At 38.6% G+C, this 19,103-nt stretch carries 16 protein-coding genes, 2 pseudogenes and 1 other annotated feature; of the genes and pseudogenes, 16 read left to right on the forward strand and 2 right to left on the reverse strand.

The genetic code is table 11. The features are described from left to right. The 7 genes and pseudogenes from MY533_RS09415 to MY533_RS09445 form a co-directional block, all read left to right on the forward strand. Positions 1–128: pseudogene (locus tag MY533_RS09415) on the forward strand (glucosamine-6-phosphate deaminase); the annotation flags it as partial. Between the two features lie 966 nt (positions 129–1,094). After that, positions 1,095–1,300, forward strand: a pseudogene (locus MY533_RS09420) (IS5/IS1182 family transposase); the annotation flags it as partial. A gap of 140 nt (positions 1,301–1,440) precedes the next feature. Next, positions 1,441–1,884, forward strand: coding sequence for a VOC family protein (locus MY533_RS09425; RefSeq protein ID WP_248718898.1), 444 nt, complete (start codon positions 1,441–1,443; stop codon positions 1,882–1,884). 150 nt (positions 1,885–2,034) lie between these two features. After that, positions 2,035–2,778 (forward strand): SAM-dependent methyltransferase, encoded by a 744-nt coding sequence (locus MY533_RS09430; protein WP_248719188.1) that lies wholly within the window; start codon positions 2,035–2,037, stop codon positions 2,776–2,778. Positions 2,779–3,376: 598 nt separating this feature from the next. Continuing rightward, positions 3,377–4,444: a ribosome small subunit-dependent GTPase A gene (rsgA, locus tag MY533_RS09435; RefSeq protein WP_248718899.1), complete on the forward strand. Its 1,068-nt coding sequence runs from the start codon at positions 3,377–3,379 to the stop codon at positions 4,442–4,444. Beyond that, the gene (locus MY533_RS09440) at positions 4,441–5,457 is read left to right on the forward strand and encodes an aminoglycoside phosphotransferase family protein (protein ID WP_248718900.1); all 1,017 of its coding nucleotides are present in this window, start codon (positions 4,441–4,443) and stop codon (positions 5,455–5,457) included. Before rsgA ends, MY533_RS09440 begins: the two co-directional genes overlap by 4 nt. A 254-nt stretch (positions 5,458–5,711) precedes the next feature. Then, positions 5,712–6,233, forward strand: a complete 522-nt coding sequence (locus MY533_RS09445; protein WP_248718901.1) for a GNAT family N-acetyltransferase — start codon at positions 5,712–5,714, stop codon at positions 6,231–6,233. Positions 6,234–6,827: 594 nt separating this feature from the next. Here MY533_RS09445 and MY533_RS09450 read toward each other — a convergent pair. Together MY533_RS09450 and MY533_RS09455 are read right to left on the reverse strand one after the other, a co-directional pair. Continuing rightward, a complete protein-coding gene (locus MY533_RS09450) occupies positions 6,828–7,781 on the reverse strand; it encodes a TRM11 family SAM-dependent methyltransferase (protein ID WP_248718902.1) in 954 nt (317 codons plus the stop codon). Between the two features lie 173 nt (positions 7,782–7,954). Further along, on the reverse strand, positions 7,955–8,311 hold the full coding sequence (locus MY533_RS09455) for a hypothetical protein (protein WP_248718903.1): 357 nt from the start codon (positions 8,309–8,311) through the stop codon (positions 7,955–7,957). A gap of 141 nt (positions 8,312–8,452) precedes the next feature. Between MY533_RS09455 and MY533_RS09460 the strand changes: the two genes are divergently transcribed. From MY533_RS09460 to MY533_RS09500, 9 genes are all read left to right on the forward strand, one after another. Further along, positions 8,453–9,160 (forward strand): DNA alkylation repair protein, encoded by a 708-nt coding sequence (locus MY533_RS09460; protein WP_248718904.1) that lies wholly within the window; start codon positions 8,453–8,455, stop codon positions 9,158–9,160. Between the two features lie 533 nt (positions 9,161–9,693). Beyond that, positions 9,694–9,917 (forward strand) — a binding site (T-box leader). Positions 9,918–10,288: 371 nt separating this feature from the next. Next, on the forward strand, positions 10,289–11,626 hold the full coding sequence (locus MY533_RS09465) for a sodium-dependent transporter (RefSeq protein ID WP_248718905.1): 1,338 nt from the start codon (positions 10,289–10,291) through the stop codon (positions 11,624–11,626). A 1,080-nt stretch (positions 11,627–12,706) separates the two neighbouring features. Continuing rightward, on the forward strand, positions 12,707–14,065 hold the full coding sequence (locus MY533_RS09470; RefSeq protein WP_248718906.1) for an aspartate kinase: 1,359 nt from the start codon (positions 12,707–12,709) through the stop codon (positions 14,063–14,065). A gap of 244 nt (positions 14,066–14,309) precedes the next feature. Further along, positions 14,310–14,492 carry a hypothetical protein gene (locus tag MY533_RS09475; protein WP_132358490.1) on the forward strand — a complete coding sequence of 61 codons (183 nt, stop codon included), beginning with the start codon at positions 14,310–14,312 and terminating at the stop codon, positions 14,490–14,492. Positions 14,493–14,708: 216 nt separating this feature from the next. Continuing rightward, the gene (locus MY533_RS09480; protein WP_248718907.1) at positions 14,709–15,392 is read left to right on the forward strand and encodes an adenosylcobinamide amidohydrolase; all 684 of its coding nucleotides are present in this window, start codon (positions 14,709–14,711) and stop codon (positions 15,390–15,392) included. Next, complete coding sequence (cbiB, locus tag MY533_RS09485; RefSeq protein ID WP_248718908.1) at positions 15,389–16,345, forward strand: adenosylcobinamide-phosphate synthase CbiB; 957 nt, start codon at positions 15,389–15,391, stop codon at positions 16,343–16,345. The genes MY533_RS09480 and cbiB overlap by 4 nt, the downstream gene beginning before the upstream one ends. Next, positions 16,332–17,531 (forward strand): pyridoxal phosphate-dependent aminotransferase, encoded by a 1,200-nt coding sequence (locus MY533_RS09490; RefSeq protein WP_248718909.1) that lies wholly within the window; start codon positions 16,332–16,334, stop codon positions 17,529–17,531. The genes cbiB and MY533_RS09490 overlap by 14 nt, the downstream gene beginning before the upstream one ends. A gap of 373 nt (positions 17,532–17,904) precedes the next feature. Then, positions 17,905–18,522, forward strand: a complete 618-nt coding sequence (locus MY533_RS09495) for a histidine phosphatase family protein (RefSeq protein ID WP_132358482.1) — start codon at positions 17,905–17,907, stop codon at positions 18,520–18,522. A 2-nt stretch (positions 18,523–18,524) separates the two neighbouring features. Continuing rightward, the gene (locus MY533_RS09500) at positions 18,525–19,100 is read left to right on the forward strand and encodes a bifunctional adenosylcobinamide kinase/adenosylcobinamide-phosphate guanylyltransferase (protein WP_248718910.1); all 576 of its coding nucleotides are present in this window, start codon (positions 18,525–18,527) and stop codon (positions 19,098–19,100) included. Positions 19,101–19,103 lie beyond the last annotated feature (3 nt).

The raw sequence follows: 19,103 nt of genomic DNA on the forward strand, positions 1-19,103 counted from the left end.
TTGCATTTGGTGAAAAAAAGCTAGAGGCTATGGAAAAATTAAAAAGTGGTATTATCACTGAAGATTTCCCAGCAAGCCAATTGTTGAATCATCCAAATGTAACCATTATTTACGGCGGAACAAAATAAGAAATAAGCGTAGACTTTATTTTATTTGAAGTCTATGCTTTTTTATTTTGGCGATTCGAGCGACGGAAGGAAGAGTCGAGGCGACGGATGGAAGAGTCGAGGCGACGGAAGGAAGAGTCGAGGCGACGGAAAGAAATCCGAGCGACGGAAGGAAGAGTCGAAGTGACGGAAAGAAGAATCGAAGTGACGGAAAGAAATCCAAGCGACGGAAAGAAGAGTCGAAGTGACGGAAAGAAGGGCTAGAGCGACGGAAAGAAGAGCCGAAGCGACGGAAAGAAGGGTCAAAGACGGAAATTAGAGCTAGAGAGACGGAAGGAACAGTCGAAGCGACGGAAAGAAGAGCCAGAGCGACGGAAAGAAATCCGAGCGACGGAAACAAGAGTCAAAACGACGGAAAGCAGAGTCGAAGTGACGGAAAGAAATCCGAGCGACGGAAGGAAGAGTCGAAGCGACGGAAAGAAGAGGCGAAGTGACGGAAAGAAGAACCAGAGCGACGGAAAGAAGAGTCGAAGTGACGGAAAGAAATCCGAGCGACGGAAGGAAGAGTCGAAGTGACGGAAAGAAATCCGAACGACGGAAAGAAATCCGAACGACGGAAGGAAGAGTCAAAGCGACGGAAAGAAGAGCCAGAGCGACGGAAAGAAGAGGCGAAGTGACGGAAAGAAATCCAAGCGACGGAAAGAAGAGGCGAAGTGACGGAAAGAAATCCGAGCGACGGAAGGAAGAGTCGAAGCGACGGAAAGAAGAGGCGAAGTGACGGAAAGAAGAGTCGAAGTGACGGAAAGAAGAGTCGAAGTGACGGAAAGAAATCCGAGCGACGGAAGGAAGAGTCGAAGCGACGGAAAGAAGAGGCGAAGTGACGGAAAGAAGAACCAGAGCGACGGAAAGAAGAGTCGAAGTGACGGAAAGAAATCCGAACGACGGAAAGAAGAGTCGAAGTGACGGAAAGAAGAGCTAGAGCGACGGAATATCAGCAACGAAGGAGAGTATCTTGGATTTGATGAGCATTTCAGACCGACATGTGTACGTAAACACAGCTACTGTTACGACAGCTTCGATGAAAAGTACCGAACACTAAAATTCACAAGGCCAAAGGAATGTGTAACCTGTCCGTTACGTATGATTCACTCTGTCAGAAGGTTTTTAAAATCAAGTGGAACAATGATTTACGGTTATAATATGGCTAAAGCCATGAAATAAAGCCACTGGCAATGCTGGTATCTTTTTATTATAGTAATCGTCCCTTTGTTAATACTAGAATTTGAATAAAGAATATTGCAAAATAACAGGAAACAGTATGGAGGTATGAAATATGAAGATTAAAAGAATAGATCATGTGGGTGTAATCGTAAATGATCTTGCTGCCGCTAAAGAGTTTTTTCTCGATTTTGGACTTGAAGTGAAAGGGGAATGGGAAATGGAAGGAGAGTTAATGGGATATGCAGTTGGGCTGAATGACGCTAAAGTAGCATGTGTAGGATTGGGAACGACAGACGGTCAGACTTGGATAGAGCTAATCAAATTTTATACACCGTCAGATGAAAAAGATATTCAGCAACCCTTTGCAAATACATTGGGTCTCCGACATATTGCATTTACTGTTGAAGATATTGAAGCTGTTGTTGCCAAATTGAAAAAGAAGGGTACGGATATCTTTAGTGAGATACAGCAATATGAGGAAAGTTATAAATTATGCTACGTTCGTGGTCCAGAGGGAATTATTTTGGAGTTGGCTGAGGAAATCAGCGTTGATTAAAAATCATTGAGTATATTACGCTGCTCATTTTCATTTATTGAGCTCATTTCATTCCATAGAATGCTAGGGCTAACGGGGTGTTTTGAAAAAGGTAAATATTACTATTTTATGGTATTATGAATGTACTTTTAGAAGGGTGGGTGAGTTTAGCTGAGTAAAATAAAGCATAGTACTAAGTTAGATTTAGAGAGAATAATTTTCATTGGGAGAACTTTTGAAGAATATTTGGATATGTTCTCCCTTTCAGAAGACGAACTTCGAGGAAAGAAAATACTTGATTGTCCAGCAGGAGCTTGTTCATTTACTGCCATTGGCAACAAATCAGGTTTCGATGTAACCGCTTGTGACATTGCCTATTATCATTCTGGTAAAGGCCTAAAAAATAAAGGTCTTCGAGATATTGAACACGCAATGAAGCATATGGAAAAAGCTAAAACTAACTATAAATGGGACTATTTCAAGGATATTGAATGTCTTAGAAAATTTCGTTTAACGGCTTTACAAGATTTTGATAATGATATGAAAAAATCGAGTGAAAGATATGTTCCTGTTAAATTGCCTACTTTGCCATTTAAGAATGATGAATTTGAGATTCTTCTCTCAGCACATTTTTTATTTATGTACGCAGATAGGTTAGATTATCAATTTCACTTAGAAACGCTAAACGAGCTGTTGAGGGTTACAAAAGAAGAAGTTCGTATTTTTCCTTTAGTCGATTTAGAGGGAAAAAGGTATCAGCATCTAGACAAAATATTAAGTTATCTTGCTGGCAATAACTGTACAGTTGAAGAAGTGAAAGTTTCATATGAATTTCAAGAAAATGCCAATTCGATGTTGAAAATAAAAAAGGGTAGAAACGGAAGGTTATCTTTTGAAATGAATACAGATAGTTGAAGAAGGCTCATTTTTATAAAACTCCATTTTGATCAAATTTTTTCAAAATGGAGTTTTTTGCATTCATCTGTTTTGTTATTTCGTGAATTTAAAAAGCAATAATAGTCCATTAAAAAATAAACAACGAATGAAGGTAGCTTTTCTCATTTTAGATGCGCTAGTTAGGGGATTGGGGTGAGAGGCAGCTGATCGATAAAATTTGCTGATGACCAAATATTCTGTTGATTTTTCACAAAGGGTTATGTCACAATATATGAGTGGGGTTATATCCCAATTTTTTCTATGAAAGGAGATGTTTGTAATGACAACTTATATGGTATTGGTGGTTTTAGCTTAACCGAAAATCGGGCATAGTAAATTCCAATCTTTAATTAGAACTTGGAATGAGAGCAACCGGGTGGATTACCCGTGTTTTTTGCTATGCCGTAAACAGTAACCTTTCATGAATACTGCTGTTAGCAGGATACGATCCAAGGTCGTATTCCTTTTTGATTATAGTCGACTTTTGACTTTTATCCGCGAAACAGCAGCTTCTTAGGAGGCTGCTTGTTCGCGGTATTTTTATGCCCAAAAACAACGTTAGGAGAGGATCGGTTCAATGATTGATTTGAAACAATTCGGCTATATTGAAGTCGAATCGCCGCCGATAGGTTTAATACCTGGAAGGGTTACGGAATTACAGCGAGAGCAATATACCGTCATCACCGAACGAGGAGAAGTGACGGCTGTATTGAAGGGCACTTTCTATCACACCGCGGTGACGCGGGAGGATTTTCCATGCGTTGGCGATTTTGTATTTCTGCAATACAACGAAAACGGTGCATCGCGCATTGCCAAACTGCTGCCTCGCCGCTCGAAATTTTCCCGCGCTGACTATTCGGGACACGCAGCAGGGTATGTCAAAACCATACTGGAGCAAGTCGTAGCAACGAATTTTGATTACGTATTTATCATGTCGTCCTTAAACTGGGATTTCAAGGTCAGCCGCATCATGCGCTACCTGACACAGGCACGGCAGAGCAGCGGCCAGCCTGTCGTAATTTTAACAAAAGCCGACTTGGCCACGGATTTAAGCGCATCGATAGCTGAAGTTCAGAAAGCCGCTCCTGATGTGCCGGTACACGCAGTTTCCAGCCATACCGGGGCTGGTTTAGACGGGTTAAACGAATATCTGCAACCAGAGAAAACCGTGGTATTACTCGGTATGTCTGGTGTGGGAAAATCTTCGTTGCTAAACGCTTTAATGAATCAGGAGGTGATGACTGTCAAGGCTATCCGCGAGGCCGACAGCCGAGGCCGGCACACAACAACGCATCGCCAGCTGTTCATGCTCCCTTCCGGTGCGATGGTTATTGATACACCTGGTATGCGTGAACTTGGGCTGTTTGATGCGGACGACGGGATTAGCGCAGGATTTAACGATGTGGAGGAATTATTCACACAGTGTCGCTTCAATGACTGCCGCCACCAGACGGAGCCAGACTGCGCAGTTCTTGCAGCCCTTGCTGATGGTTCATTGGCACCAGAGCATTGGGAGCGTTACCTTGTACAGAAGCGGGAAAACAAATTTGTGGATGATAAATCGGGGTATCTCATAGATAAACGGGCGTGGCAAAAGTCGATTGCTATGCGACATAAGGATAAAAAAGGAGGATACAAGAAATGAACAACAATAATGAAAAGTTTGTAAAGCCCGAAATACTAACGCTTGTTTTGAATAAAATGCTCGACAAGACGATAATCCACGCAGATTATCAACTTAAAGAGTTGCAAGGTGGGACAATAGGAATTGTTCGGCTTGTAACAGGCATGGCTGAAACTTCTGAAGGTGAACATGTGCCGTATAAGATAGTTTGGAAAACACAGAAAAAATTTGAGCGTTATGGTGATCCGGATTCATGGCGTAGGGAATACGACCTCTATACATCAGATTTTAAAAAGATTTTCTTTGACTCGTTCCGTTGGCCAGAGTGTTATCACGCCGAAATAAATGGCGATGAGATTCAACTGTGGATGGAATATATTGATGGTGTGTCAGGCTTAAATCTAACTTCGGAAATGTATGAACATATAGCTGAGGAATTGGGGCGATTCCAAGGCAAGTTGTACACTGAACGACCAAAATTGTTGCAAAATTTATCCAATTTAAGCAAGGTTGAGTATATGAAAAACTACTATCTGCATTATCGGTCATGGAATGTTTTGTATGATTATATACGCTCCGATGACTGTGAAATCCCGAAGCACCTGTGTAAAATGCTCATAGACTTAGATAACAATGCGAGGGAAATATTCAGTCGAATTGAAAAGCTACCAGTAGTGCTTTGCCACAGAGATTTTTGGGTGGCCAACATATTCTATTCGGACAGTAAAATCGTACTTATCGATTGGGATACCGCCGGATGGGGGTACATGGGCGAGGATATCGCCAGTTTAATAACAGATGAAGCGGATATTAGTCATATGCTTGAATACTACCAAAAATGCATTCCGGCATATTACAGGGGTTTTTCGGAATATGCGGATGTGTCCCATATATCCGATCATTGTATCTATGAACTAATTCTTGCTATGTTCGGATACAGGCTCGTGGAGTGGTATAAATTCGCTAAATCGCCCGAAGATAAATCATTGCACCTTAATACCTTACAAAAAATCTATGAGATGAGAAATTTATAATAAAAAACTGAATGTATCTATGTATCGTTTTAATATATGGAATTGAACAATTTTAAAATAAGAAAGTAGAGAAAATAAATGAAAACAACAAATTATCCTTTAATGAATAATTTGAGTTTTGTTTATTATTTCTCCTATGTATTTCTTAGAACTAAAGGTTACAAAACCATTTGGTATAATTATACAATTTTGGAATTATAGAAATATACAGGGTATGTGTGTAAGTGGCTCGTCTTAGGAGAGGAGATAAAAAAATGATTGAATTACGAAAAATAACCAGGGATAACATAGATGAAGTAATAGCGCTTGAAGTTGGGGAAAACCAGAAAGTTTTTATAGAAACTACTAACCTCAGAAGCTTTGCAGACGCTCACGTGTTGAACGCAGACGGGGTACCAGCGACTCCTTTTGCTATTTATGCCGATGAAGTTGTCGTTGGATTTTTGATGTATATTTATGATACGTTGGATCACGAATCATTTGAAAATGAAGTTTTTTACGGGAAGAAGTGCTATTTTATTTGGCATATTATGATCGAAAAGAGTTATCAGGGGAAAGGATATGGCAAACTAGCCTTTGAAAAAATGTTGATGGATATTGAAACTATGCCATATGGGGAAGCAGAATATGTAGCCCTCTTTTATCGAACAAGTAATATCAAAGCTAAAAAATTATATGCTTCGTTTGATTTTGTAGATACAGGAATCATTCAGGATAATTCGATGTTGGCGATGAAAAATCTAGATGCGAAAATAACAGAATCCTTAGTAAAATAGGATCTCTCGGAAAGAAATGTCGAAGAAAAAACCGATTTTATAATATTTATATCGATCGGGCGCGATTGTTCATGATCTTTTAAGCGATTCATTTTTTATATCAAACTTAAATCTGCTAAGGGAGCATCCATTTTGATCAATCTTTGTTCAAAGTGGATTCTTTTTATTTAAATGAAAATTGCAGGCTTGCGAGGGTGTTTTGATCAAACTGTATTTCATTTCTCTAATAGGGTCGCGATAACTGTAAGATCAGCCTGATAGACGATTTTTGATTTCTTCTGATAAAGGTATCCTATATTAACTACAATGTACAATGTATGAACTACAGAACAAATGATGATGAGACAGTATCTTTTAGCCTTTTAGAATTAGATTGAAAGAGGTTTTGCTCAGCTCTGATATTGTAGGGACTGGGGTGGCGGTTTGGATTACGGGACATAGACTACCAAACAGGGCTGTGAATGGATCCGAAGAAGCTTTGACATTTTTAAAAAAAGAGACCTAGATAATCGTCCAGGTCTCTGTTTTATGTAACGGATTTTTATAGAAATGATATTCAGTAAATTGCCGCTTATGTTGTACCCAAAAACTAAGTTATTCACATAATAGAATTTGACGTAAAAACGATTGTTTTTTAGCAACGCATCGATCTTTTATTATCAAACCTGCATCTTTTATCATGTCATCAATTGTTTCAATTGTAACGACAACAACCTTATCGGCAATTCGGCGAGCATGTTTTATAATATCAAATTGATCTTCTGGTGATGAATGCGTAAATAAGTTATAAGGTAGATCAATTATAGCAACATCATAGTGTTCCGTTACTTCCGAGATGGGACCTACTGTAATTTTGCCTGTTAATCCAAAATAAGCGATATTTTCTCGGGAACCTTTGCAAACATTATAATATATATCTCGCCCTTCCATATTAATTCCCATGGAAAGGGCTTCAATTACTACTGTCCCAATACCACAACAAGGGTCGATCGCACGAATATTTTGAGGCTGAGGAACTGCGATATTCGCAACAGCACGAGCTACTCTTGTACTAAGTGCCGTTGAATAACTATTTGGTTTGTGTAAATGTTTACGCCAAATGGATTCACTCTTCATATACTTTCCAAAATACCAGATCCCATCTACTAACATAAGACCGAATACAATGTCAGGGTGATTTAGGTCTGGTTCTCCATCAATACATAATCCTATCTCACGTTCTAACAATCGACGCTCTGATTGAGGGATTTTCTTCGTCTCACCTATAGCCATACTATTTAAACAAACTACTTTAAAAGTTGCTTCATTTATGTTTATATCCTTCACCATTGTCATGATGTTTTCTGCGCTATTATCTTCATATAGCACTTCAAGTCTGTCCTGTATAAAAGGGCTACGGCTTGGATCAATTTTAATAGGGCTTATTATATAGTTTGATTGGGAATCAAGGCTAAAAAATGAACGCATCTCCATTCTACATAGATCGTACTCGTCAACATGATGGACATATGTGTATATAAATTTATTATTATTTTGCTCGTTGCTCAATTGATTACCATCCTTTAATATTGTTGTTCACTAGATTTTACTAACGTTCATAAAAAACAAATGAAGTTACTTATGTGTAATCGTATCATAGGCGTCTCTATCAAGCTACTCGATACACAATTATGGTAAGGTTCAATCGATAATCTGTGGAATGAAATAATATTCATTTCAGGTCAGTAATCCTGCTGCTTATTCATTTTGTTGTGCTTGATTGCTAAATATAAAGTGAAACTAATCGCACTAAACATTATCATAGAAAAAATAAGTGAAAACGTTGCTTTATAGTAAATAGAGGTAAGCAATATGACGAGAGAGCTCATAATGATGACAACACGTAATAATATATCTGTTTTTTCACTTGGATTAAAAAAATCTTGAATAATAGCAAATAAATAAGACAAACCGAAAAATATCAAGTATTCATAAACAAAAACAGGCTTTACATAATCGGGAATTCCAAAATAAATTATTTCAAATATAAAAATGAGTAACGCTATGTATTTTGAATATTTGTTAAAAAAGTTTACCAAAGTACCACCCCTTATCATTGAAATATTAACACATATTGTAAAAAATAATGAAAGCATTTTAGTTTTCCATCATTAATTGTTTATAGGATAATGATTATGGCAAAATCTTAGACGGAATACTCCAAAAAGGAAGTGCAAAAAATGAATCTAGAAATGGTAATGCAGGAGCTTGAGGCTCTAGGCAAGGAACGAACTAAAAAAATGTATATGTCCAATGGTGCGCACGAGCCGCTTTTTGGCGTGGCAACAGGTGCAATGAAGCCAATAGCTAAAAAAATAAAAATAAATCAACCGTTAGCTGAAGAACTGTATGCTACAGGGAATTACGATGCAATGTACTTTGCAGGCATTATTGCAGATCCAAAGGCGATGACTATGTCAGATTTTGATCGGTGGATGGATGCGGCATATTTTTATATGCTATCTGATTATGTGGTTGCAGTGACTTTAGCAGAAGCAGATATTGCACAAGAAGTTGCTGACAAATGGATCGCAAGCGGTGTAGAGCTGAGAATGTCAGCAGGTTGGAGTTGCTACTGTTGGCTTTTAGGGAATCGCTCAGACGATGAATTTTCCGAGAGTAAAATTGCCAACATGATTGAAATTGTGAAAAATAAGATTCACGAATCGCCAGAACGAACGAAATCTGCTATGAATAATTTTCTATACACTGTTGGGCTTTCATATTTCCCGCTCCATGAAAAGGCTGTCGAAATTGCAAAGGAAGTAGGTCCAGTAGAAGTTAGACGGGATAATAAAAAAAGTAGTATCCTACACGCTTATGAAAGTATTCAAAAGGACGTAGATAAAGGAAGACTTGGTTTCAAACGAAAATATGTAAGATGTTAAATAATAGCCGGTGCCGATTAAAGGAGATCTATATTTTTTAGAAAGCTTAGAACATCTGTATGTAAATATAGGAAGTTTATATCAAGGGATTTATTAGAGGGATGAGAAGAGGGTTGGCGAATAGAAATAAGAATCGCCAGAGCGACGGATAGAATCGCGAACATCGCTGATAGAACCGCGAAAAAGCTTGTTAGCAGCGAAACTTTATGGTTTAGCGGCGTTCTTTGTGTGGTTGGCGGCGAAACTCAAAGTTTTAGCGGCGAATTCCAATGTAAGCTGTAAAAATTAAAAAAACTAAAATCAAGGTTGAAAAACTTTGTATAGAATTTTACACAATATTAAGGACTTGACACTTGGAACGATCGAAGCGACGGAAAGAATCGTCAGAACGACGGATGGAGCCGCTCAAGTGACGGAAAGAATCGTCAGAGCGACGGAAGACACGCCCAAGTGACGGATGGAATCTTGGGAAATGACTTGACGCCAGTATTTAATGTGTGATAAAAATGATAGTATCAATTCGGAAAATTAATATTTGGGCAATGATAGGATTAAGTAGTGAAAATCTCCCTATTTCAGAGAACTGATGGTTGGTGCGAATCAGTATATAGATTATCATGAATTTCGACCTGGAGCATCTTTCATAAATCACAAAATGTGAGGAAGTGGAAGACGGTAGTGAATACCGTTATCAAATAAAGTGGTGAAGAATTTTTTTCACAACTAGGGTGGTACCGCGATATATATCGTCCCTACGTATTAACGTAGGGACGTTTTTTTTAAGGTCTTCCTCTTGTTGTATTTTCATAACTAGGGTGGTACCGCGATATTTAATCGTCCCTACGTATTAACGTAGGGACGTTTTTTATTAAGGCTTTACTCTTGTTATATCTTCATAACTAGGGTGGTACCGCGATATTTAATCGTCCCTACGTATTTGCGTAGGGGCGTTTTTTGTTAAGGTTTTATTCTTGTTGTATCTTCATAACTAGGGTAGTATCGTGATTTTTTTATGATCCCTACGTTGTCGTTGAGGCGATTTTTATTTGAAAGGACTTACGATAGACCAATATGAATAAGAACCGAATTGTAATAAAAAAGAAATAGAAAAAGAGAGGAGATTAAGAGATGGAATCGCAGCAATGGACATCGAAATTAGGTTTCATTTTAGCAGCAGCAGGCTCGGCAATCGGTCTTGGCGCAATTTGGAAGTTCCCGTATATGGCCGGTATTGGAGGTGGCGGTGCGTTCTTCCTTATTTTCATCGGTTTTACTTTATTAATTGGTTTACCATTATTATTGGCGGAATTTGTAGTTGGAAGAAGTACACAAAAAGAGGCTGTTGATGCATATAGAAATATTGCTCCTAAGACGCTATGGCCGTGGGTCGGTAAATTAGGAATTGTAACATGTTTCATATTGCTTTCATTTTACAGTGTTGTAGGAGGATGGATTTTACTATATTTATGGAATGCAATTACAGGTAAACTATGGGAAGGAAATGGCGCGTACGAAGCCACTTTTAATGATATCATTGCCAATCCATTTTTAGCGGTTGGGTCACAGCTATTATTTATCCTTATTACTATATTTATCGTTAGTAAAGGAGTGCAAAATGGTGTTGAAAAAGTAAATAAATATTTCATGCCAGCACTATTTGTTTTATTCTTTGTCTTAATTATTCGTGCTCTTACATTAGATGGAGCTGAAGAAGGGGTTCGCTTCTTCTTACAGCCTGATTTCTCAAATGTAACATCTGAAATTATTTTATATGCGATGGGGCAATCGTTCTTCTCGTTATCTGTCGGTGTTGGAGTAATGGTTACGTATAGCTCATACTTACCGAAAGAAGAAAGTTTACCGCGTTCCGCATTTTCTATCGTCGGTTTAACGCTTGTGATTACATTGCTTGCAGGACTTGCTATTTTCCCTGTAGTTTTCGCATTTGGAATGGAACCATCACAAGGACCAGGTCTATTATTTATTGTCTTGCCAGCTATTTTCAGTAAAATGGCATTCGGAAAATTTTTCTTCATTATTTTCTTATTACTATTTTTCTTTGCAACTATAACATCAGCCATTTCCATGTTAGAAATTAGCGTTGCCTCTTTAACAACAAAAGGTAAAGGGAAACGTGAAAAAATGGCATTGATGGTCGGATTACTAATCTTTGTTGTAGGGATTCCATCGGCGCTATCATTTGGTGTATTAAGCGATGTGCAATTGTTTGGAAAAACAGTCTTTGATTTAGCAGACTTTGCAGTAAGTAATGTTCTTATGCCACTCGGTGTACTATTAGTGGCGATCTTCGTACCGTTTAAAATGAAGAAAGATGTGTTAATGCAAGAACTAGGTGTAAGTAAAAATAAAGGCTATAAATTATTTGTATTATGGTTATTCTTACTTCGCTATATAGCACCAATTGCAATTATTATCGTATTTTTAAATGTAATTGGATTGATTTAACATACAATACAAAAGCCCTAGCATAACGTTATGTTAGGGCTTTTGCTATAAAATGATCTGCTTTGGCATAGTAAACGAAAATGAGTTATTTTTTGTATGCTTCACTTACCAAGAAAAAAGTGATTAGTCCCTCAACAAACTGCTCTGGTTCCTATTAAGCCAGCCCTCCATAGAATAAAAGCTGAAACCAACGCAAATCAAAGCAATACCCACCTAAAATAGATAAAAAATCCAAAAAAGAATTACTTGACATCATTCGAAATAGCACAAACATCACAAGTTTTTCTGCATATCATAATGGGGAAAGCGTTTTCTTCAATTAATATAGAAGAAAGACACTACAATTTAACTTCTTTCAGTATTCATCGCCCACCCTATAGTTGGTAGGAAGAATGTGGTTTAAGTCACTTTTTCATCGGGTGTCGAAGAAAGAAGTTAAAGCCTCCGGCGTATTACCGAGTCGTAAGGGGTTTTTTGTGCATCACAAACCGATTCCGAACACAATTATGCCGAGGCATAATTAATTCAAGTTTATTGAAAAACACTTGCTAATTTAAGTATGTACAACTAGTTCTTGCATGGTGTACGTTTCGTTATTTGGTTTTATTACGACTCAAAGTGTGAGGGGCATGAAACCTTGATAGGCTAATCTTGGGATCATGTCCGAAGAGCTTCGGCTTGTAGTTGTTGTAATAAAGACCCACATTCTGCTGTTGAATTGATACATCTTATCTTTATACAAGCAAATACTACCACATTTATTTTCGAAAAGACCGTGGTTTGTTTTTTTATGCTAGATCTAACGTTGAAAAATTCTGTAAATTTGATGATTTCAGCTAGTTCAGACGAATATTTGTACGATTATAGGAATTTTATGAAAAAAATTTGTAAAAACCTTAACTATTTCCTACGAAATCCGTATAATAAATCAAACAGTGTGAAAATTGTCCATTTTCTTTCGATTAATTGCGTGAATTTTTTAAATTGTATTGACGTGGGGAACGATAATTTGTACACTGTGTACATTCAATTGTTTTTTGGAGGAATACACTTAATTTAAAAAGTTAGGATTTGATGGTTATGATCGTATGTAAATTTGGTGGAACATCTGTAGCAAGCGCAGAGCAAATTCAAAAAGTAGCAAACATTGTAAAATCTAATCCGGCACGTAAAATCGTAGCCGTTTCTGCACCTGGGAAGCGTTCTGGTGACGATATAAAGGTAACTGACTTATTAATTAACCTAGCAATGGCAGCATTAAAAAATGAAGAAATTGAAGAAAAATTACAAATCGTTGTTAATCGCTTTATGGCGATTGCGGATGGTTTGGAATTAGATCATACAATTTGTGACGTAATCGCTGAAGATTTACGTGAACGTGTACAAGGTGATAAATCGAATAAGGAATTATTTATCGATAGCATCAAAGCGGCAGGGGAAGACAATAACGCGAAGCTAATCGCTGCTTATTTTAATTCAATCGGTTTGCCGGCACGCTACGTAAGTCCAAAAGACGGTTTGGTCGTCAATGATTTACCTGAACGAACGTATGCTTTACCAGAGGCTTATGTAAATTTAGCCCCCCTAAAATATACCAAGGAAATTATTGTATTCCCGGGTTTCTTTGGTTACACTAAAGCTGGCATACTACGTACATTTGATCGTGGTGGCTCAGATATTACAGGCTCTATTTTGGCAGCTGCTGTTGAAGCAGAGCTATATGAAAACTTTACGGATGTGGACTGTGTGTTCTCCGCGAATCCGAAAGTTGTGAATGATCCAGTGGAAATTAAAGAAATTACGTATCGCGAAATGCGCGAATTATCCTATGCAGGCTTTTCGGTTTTCCATGATGAAGCGTTGATGCCTGTGTACAAGATTGGGGTGCCAGTTAACATAAAAAATACAAATAATCCATCAGCTCCGGGTACTCGTATTGTCCCAAGACGTTCTGTAACAGGACGTCCGGTTACAGGTATCTCGGCAGACAGTGGCTTTTCAACTTTATATGTGTCGAAATATTTGATGAATAGGGAAGTAGGCTTTGGCCGTAAGCTTCTACAAATTTTAGAAGATGAAAATATTTCATATGAACACACACCGTCTGGTTTGGACGATATTTCTGTTATTATGCGTTCAAATCAAATTACACTTGAAAATGAAGAAAGAATTTTAGCTCGTGTAAAAAATGAGTTGAATGCGGATGATGTGCAAATGCGTCATGGGTTTTCTATGATTGTTATTGTAGGCGAAGGCATGCGAAATAACACGGGTCTAGCGGCACGTGCTGCAACTGCAATTTCAAAAACAGGTGCAAATATAGAGATGATTAATCAAGGCTCATCTGAAGTTAGTCTAGTATTCGGTGTACTACAAGAATATGAAAATCAAATTTTACAAGCACTTTATGGGGAGTTTTTTGCACATGTGAGAGTATAAGGGACAAAAGTATTAATCAGTGGGGTTCTTCAGCCACACTGTAACGGGCAGCTAATGTTCTACCTAACTTTTTGCTTTCGCTAAAGTTTTGGGTGGAGTCTTGTACCTGCCACTGCGCTTTCGGTACAGATCAATTACTGCCCGTAAATGTGGTGTAAACGCTAATCCTTAAACTGGATTAGTGTTTTCTTTTTGACGGGAATACGGTAAAATCAAGGGCGTACATTGATTGGAGGTCTTTCTGTTGAAAAAATTATCAATTGGTATGTTGCTATCAATGATTGGTATACTATTTGTGTGTTTAACGATCATGGATATTTTACCGTCTTCGACAAAAACAATGAAAATTGTTTATATCGGTATTGGCTGGGTGTTTATCATTGCGGGATCAATTATTCGTTTTAAAACTTTAAAACAAAGGCAATAGCGGAATATCTCAAAATAGAATTGTGATAAAATGTGGATTTGTGATACAATTTCAAAAAAATAAATAATTCGAGTATTATGAAGTTGTGATCTGTACGCAAATTCAAAAGGTTTATATTTGGGATAAGTTTTTAATTTAAGACTAAACAGTACAAATTCTTCTTTGTAAGAATTTGTTTTTTTATTTTTTGTTATATATTGAATAGGGGGCGAGATAATGCCAGTACTACGTAAGGAAGATATTCATATTTCCGACCATTATGTTGCCATCCAAACAGATTCACCAATGAAGGTCGTTTCCTCTGCAGTACATAATCCTGGCTTTGGCTTTTATACACATTTGATGAATCGTTCAGTGCCTTATACGTATGATGAACGTAAACCGCAGTTAGAATTACAACGGTTTTTGCAGTCTGAAGGCTTTCCGATTGATAATACAGTTGCGATGATGACGGCCGTCTATGCCCGCTATGCGACAATTCGTGAGTTTACATATGAAGGAATTCATCTTGTCATAATGATTACGGCAGGTCTTGGTAATGCCGTCGATATTACACGTGCCTTTCATCGTCAGGAGCAGTATCATGCTGGGACTATTAATACGTGGGTACTGATAAATGGAAGATTGTCGGATGAAGCTTTATTTCAGGCAATGATTTCTACGACAGAGGCTAAGGTCAAAGCACTTATTGATGAGGGGATAACTGATCCAACAACGGGTACACAAGCTACAGGTACCTCAACGGATAGTTTGTTAATTGCTTCAACAGAGGAAGGCGATTACCATCAATATGCTGGACCGATTACGATGCTAGGAAAGGTCATTGGCCATGGTGTTTATGAAACGATGCGTGAGGCTATTCAAAAATATAAAAAAGACAAAGAGGAGAATCCTTTATGATGGCACTAGTGATTGCCTGTATCATTGGGCTTGTTTTTGATTTAATCGTGGGTGATCCTCCTAAAATGCCTCATCCAGTTCGCTGGATTGGGAAGCTTATTCAATCTCAAACAGAATTATGGAATAAAGGAAGAATGAGAAAGTTCCGTGGCATGGTAATGTCACTCGCTGTAGTAGGCACAACGATGTTTGTTGTAACGGCCATTATGCTATTAAGCTATCATGTTAGCCCACTATTCGGCATATTGGTTGAGGGATTATTAATTGGGATTGGACTCGCACAGCGTAGCTTGAAGGAAGCGGCGATGGCAGTCTATGAACCGCTTGTTAAAGGCGATTTTGCTGAAGCTCGTGTCAAGCTTTCTTGGATTGTCGGACGTGACACGGAGAAGTTAGACGAAGATGAGATTGTACGAGGTGTTGTTGAGACGGTCTCAGAAAATACGAGTGATGGTGTAACCGCACCACTATTTTATGCCTTTTTATTTGGCGCAATCGGGTTATGGGGCTATAAGGCCGTCAATACGTTAGACTCTATGATTGGTTATAAAAACGATCAATATAAAGAGTTTGGTATGTTTGCTGCAAAGCTAGACGATGTACTAAATTTTATTCCAAGTCGATTAACAGGTCTACTGATGGTGCTAGGTACAAAAAATGAAACGAATGTATCTCTCGGTAAGCGCTTAAAGCGTTGGGCACAGGATGCGAAAAAGCATCCAAGTCCTAATAGTGGTTATTTAGAAGCAGCTACAGCTGTTCAATTAGGGGTACAGCTTGGTGGAAAAAATACATATAAGGGTGTCGTTTCTTATCGAGCAATAATGGGCGAGAAATTAGTTCCATTAACTAAAGAGCATATTGCAACGTCTGTGATTCATATGCGTATCGCGACCTTGCTCTTTACGCTTGCTATGTTAACAGTGGAGGTGTTAATTTTTGCAATTACCTAATCACGGAGCAAATCCGCAAAATGTTTATCATCAGCTAGGACTTAATATGCCCGAAGAGGTGTATGATTTTAGCGAAAATGTTAATTCGGCAGGGCCACCCCTGTTTGTTGAGGCGCGTTGGCGGACATTTTATCCGCTCATTCAACGTTATCCAGATCCGGACGGTGAGCCGTTTTTATCAAAGGTGGCAGCTTTTCATGGAGTTCAGAAAGATTCTGTATTACTAGGTAACGGTGCATCCGAGCTTTTTAGTGTTCTAGTTAGACGCTACGCTAATAAGCGTGTTATTATCGTACATCCGACTTTTTCAGAATATGAACGAACATTACGAGCAGTAGGCGCTGAAATTGTGCCTGTCATTGTTGAGGATATTGTCCATTACACATTGCCGATGGAGCATCTGAAGCGTGAAATGGCGAACGCAGACGCATTATATATTTGTACACCGAACAATCCGACGGGGGTGCTTCCTAAGAAAGAGGAGCTTCTCGAATTAATCGCTCACGGTACAAAGGTCAATTGTGAGCTGGTTTTTGATGAGGCATTTATTGACTGGGTAGATGAGACCTGTTCTTTGATCCAATATGTGACGGAAAATCCTCATTTAATCATTGTTCGTTCGATGACCAAAATGTATGCGATTCCAGGATTACGTCTAGGCTATTTAGTGGCCAGCCCAATAGTTGTTGCTGATCTAAAGTCTATCCTACCGCATTGGAACTTAAATGCTTTTGCCCTTGTGATAGGCACTGGCTGTTTAGATGAACACGAATATTGTGAGCAAGCTATTGCCTATGCTAAAAATCAACGGGAATCGCTACAGAGCTATTTACAAGAACATGGTTGTCAGGTGACGAATAGTGTAACAAATTTTGTATGTTTTACATTACCGAAAAATCAGCAAGCGGATACATTTTTTACATACTGTTTATCAAAGGGTGTCGTCTTGCGCCATACAAAAAACTTTTTGGGCTTAAATGGAGAATGGTTCCGAATTGGCATTAAAGATATTGCGGCTATGACGTATTTACAAAATTGTTTGCAGGCGTGGTTTAACTTCTTTCAGCAGAAATCTCCTTCCTCTATAGGTGGTGAAATGAATAAGGTTTTAAGTCTCCTTTCTGCAGATGTCCAATCATCTGTACCTGACGCTAGGCTTTCGGTACAAAAAAATCCGCTGAAATAGAGGCACTCAGTCTAATTATGTGGCAACGACTGAGTAACCAATCTCGTATTGGCCTAAAGCCTCCGGTGGGTGTCACGAAATCGGAAAGGTGTGATAGGGGATGTTAGCCTAAAATCATCGCATCCATGATAACGGCTAACTGCCCTGCATCGGTGTGGCTGCCGCTACGCTTTCGCACAAAAAGACATCTGCCGCTGCCGCTGCGCTTTCGCACAAAAAGACATCTGCCGCTGCCGCTACGCTTTCGCACAAAAGATATCTGCCGCTGCCGCTGCGCTTTCGGGCAAAAAACATATGTAGGTCCAAGCACAAAGCCGATTCCGGACACAATTATGCAAGGGCACAATTGATTGCAAATTTAGGGGTGAGAAAGTTGACAACTTTTTATTTAATAAGACATGGCGAAACGATGTGGAATAAAGAGCATCGACTACAGGGATGGTTAGATTCGCCATTATCCGAGGATGGTATTTTACATGCAGAAAAACTTCGAGATCATTTGAAAAAATGCTCTTTTGCAGCGGCATATAGTAGTTCAAGTGGCCGTGCTAAGGAAACGCTGCATATTCTTCTAGATAATCGCCAGCTTCCAATCTATTATGAGGATAATTTACGGGAAATTTTTTTAGGCGATTGGCAAGGGAAAACAGTCGAGGACATTATGACTACACATCGCCTTGATTATGAATTATATACCGATTATCCAGGACAATTCGTCGCAACCCATACGGAAAGCTTTGGTACGGTAACAGAACGAGCCCTATTTACGTTATCGAAAATTGCAGAACAATATCCCGAGAATAATGTTTTAATTGTGTCCCATGCTGTAACGATTAAATGCGTCATTAACGCCATTTTAGGGCGAAGCATCAATCAGCTATGGGCAGAACCATTTATAAATGGTACAAGTGTCACGATTATTGAGAAAGTCGAGCAACAATGGCTCGTAAAAGATATCGGGAACATTCAACATTTACAACAGGAGGCTTAACGATGCCACTAATTTTCATTACAGGGGGAGTACGTAGTGGTAAATCCCACTTTGCTGAAAAAGCGGCTGTTACTCACTATCAAACAGAATTTAACCAAGCACGACGACTTATTTATATTGCTTCTGGAGTAGCGTTGGACGAAGAGATGGAGAAGCGAATAGTACGTCATCAAACAGATAGACAAGCACAAAATATGGAATGGTTGACGATAGAAGCACCTTATGACATAGCAAAAACATTGCATAAACTGACTGATGGAGATGTTGTGTTATGGGACTGTGTTACGACATGGCTGACAAATGCTTTTTACGAGGGTTTTGACACGGGAACTCCCTGTGTGGAACAACCTAGCTGTTTAGAGCGAAAGCTTGATGTTTTAAAAAGGGCGGTAGAGACGTTACTTGAGAAAAGGGTGACGTTTTTTATCGTCTCAAACGAATTATTCGATGAGCCTCCATATTCTAGCGAGGAAGTAGAAGTATACCGCCAAACCCTTGGGAAATTACATCAATGGTTCGTTTCTATAGCGGATGAGGCGTATGAAATAAATTATGGTGTCGTAAAGAAATGGAAATAATAA

This window comes from Lysinibacillus sp. Ag94 (assembly GCF_023242215.1).
GTDB lineage: Bacteria > Bacillota > Bacilli > Bacillales_A > Planococcaceae > Lysinibacillus.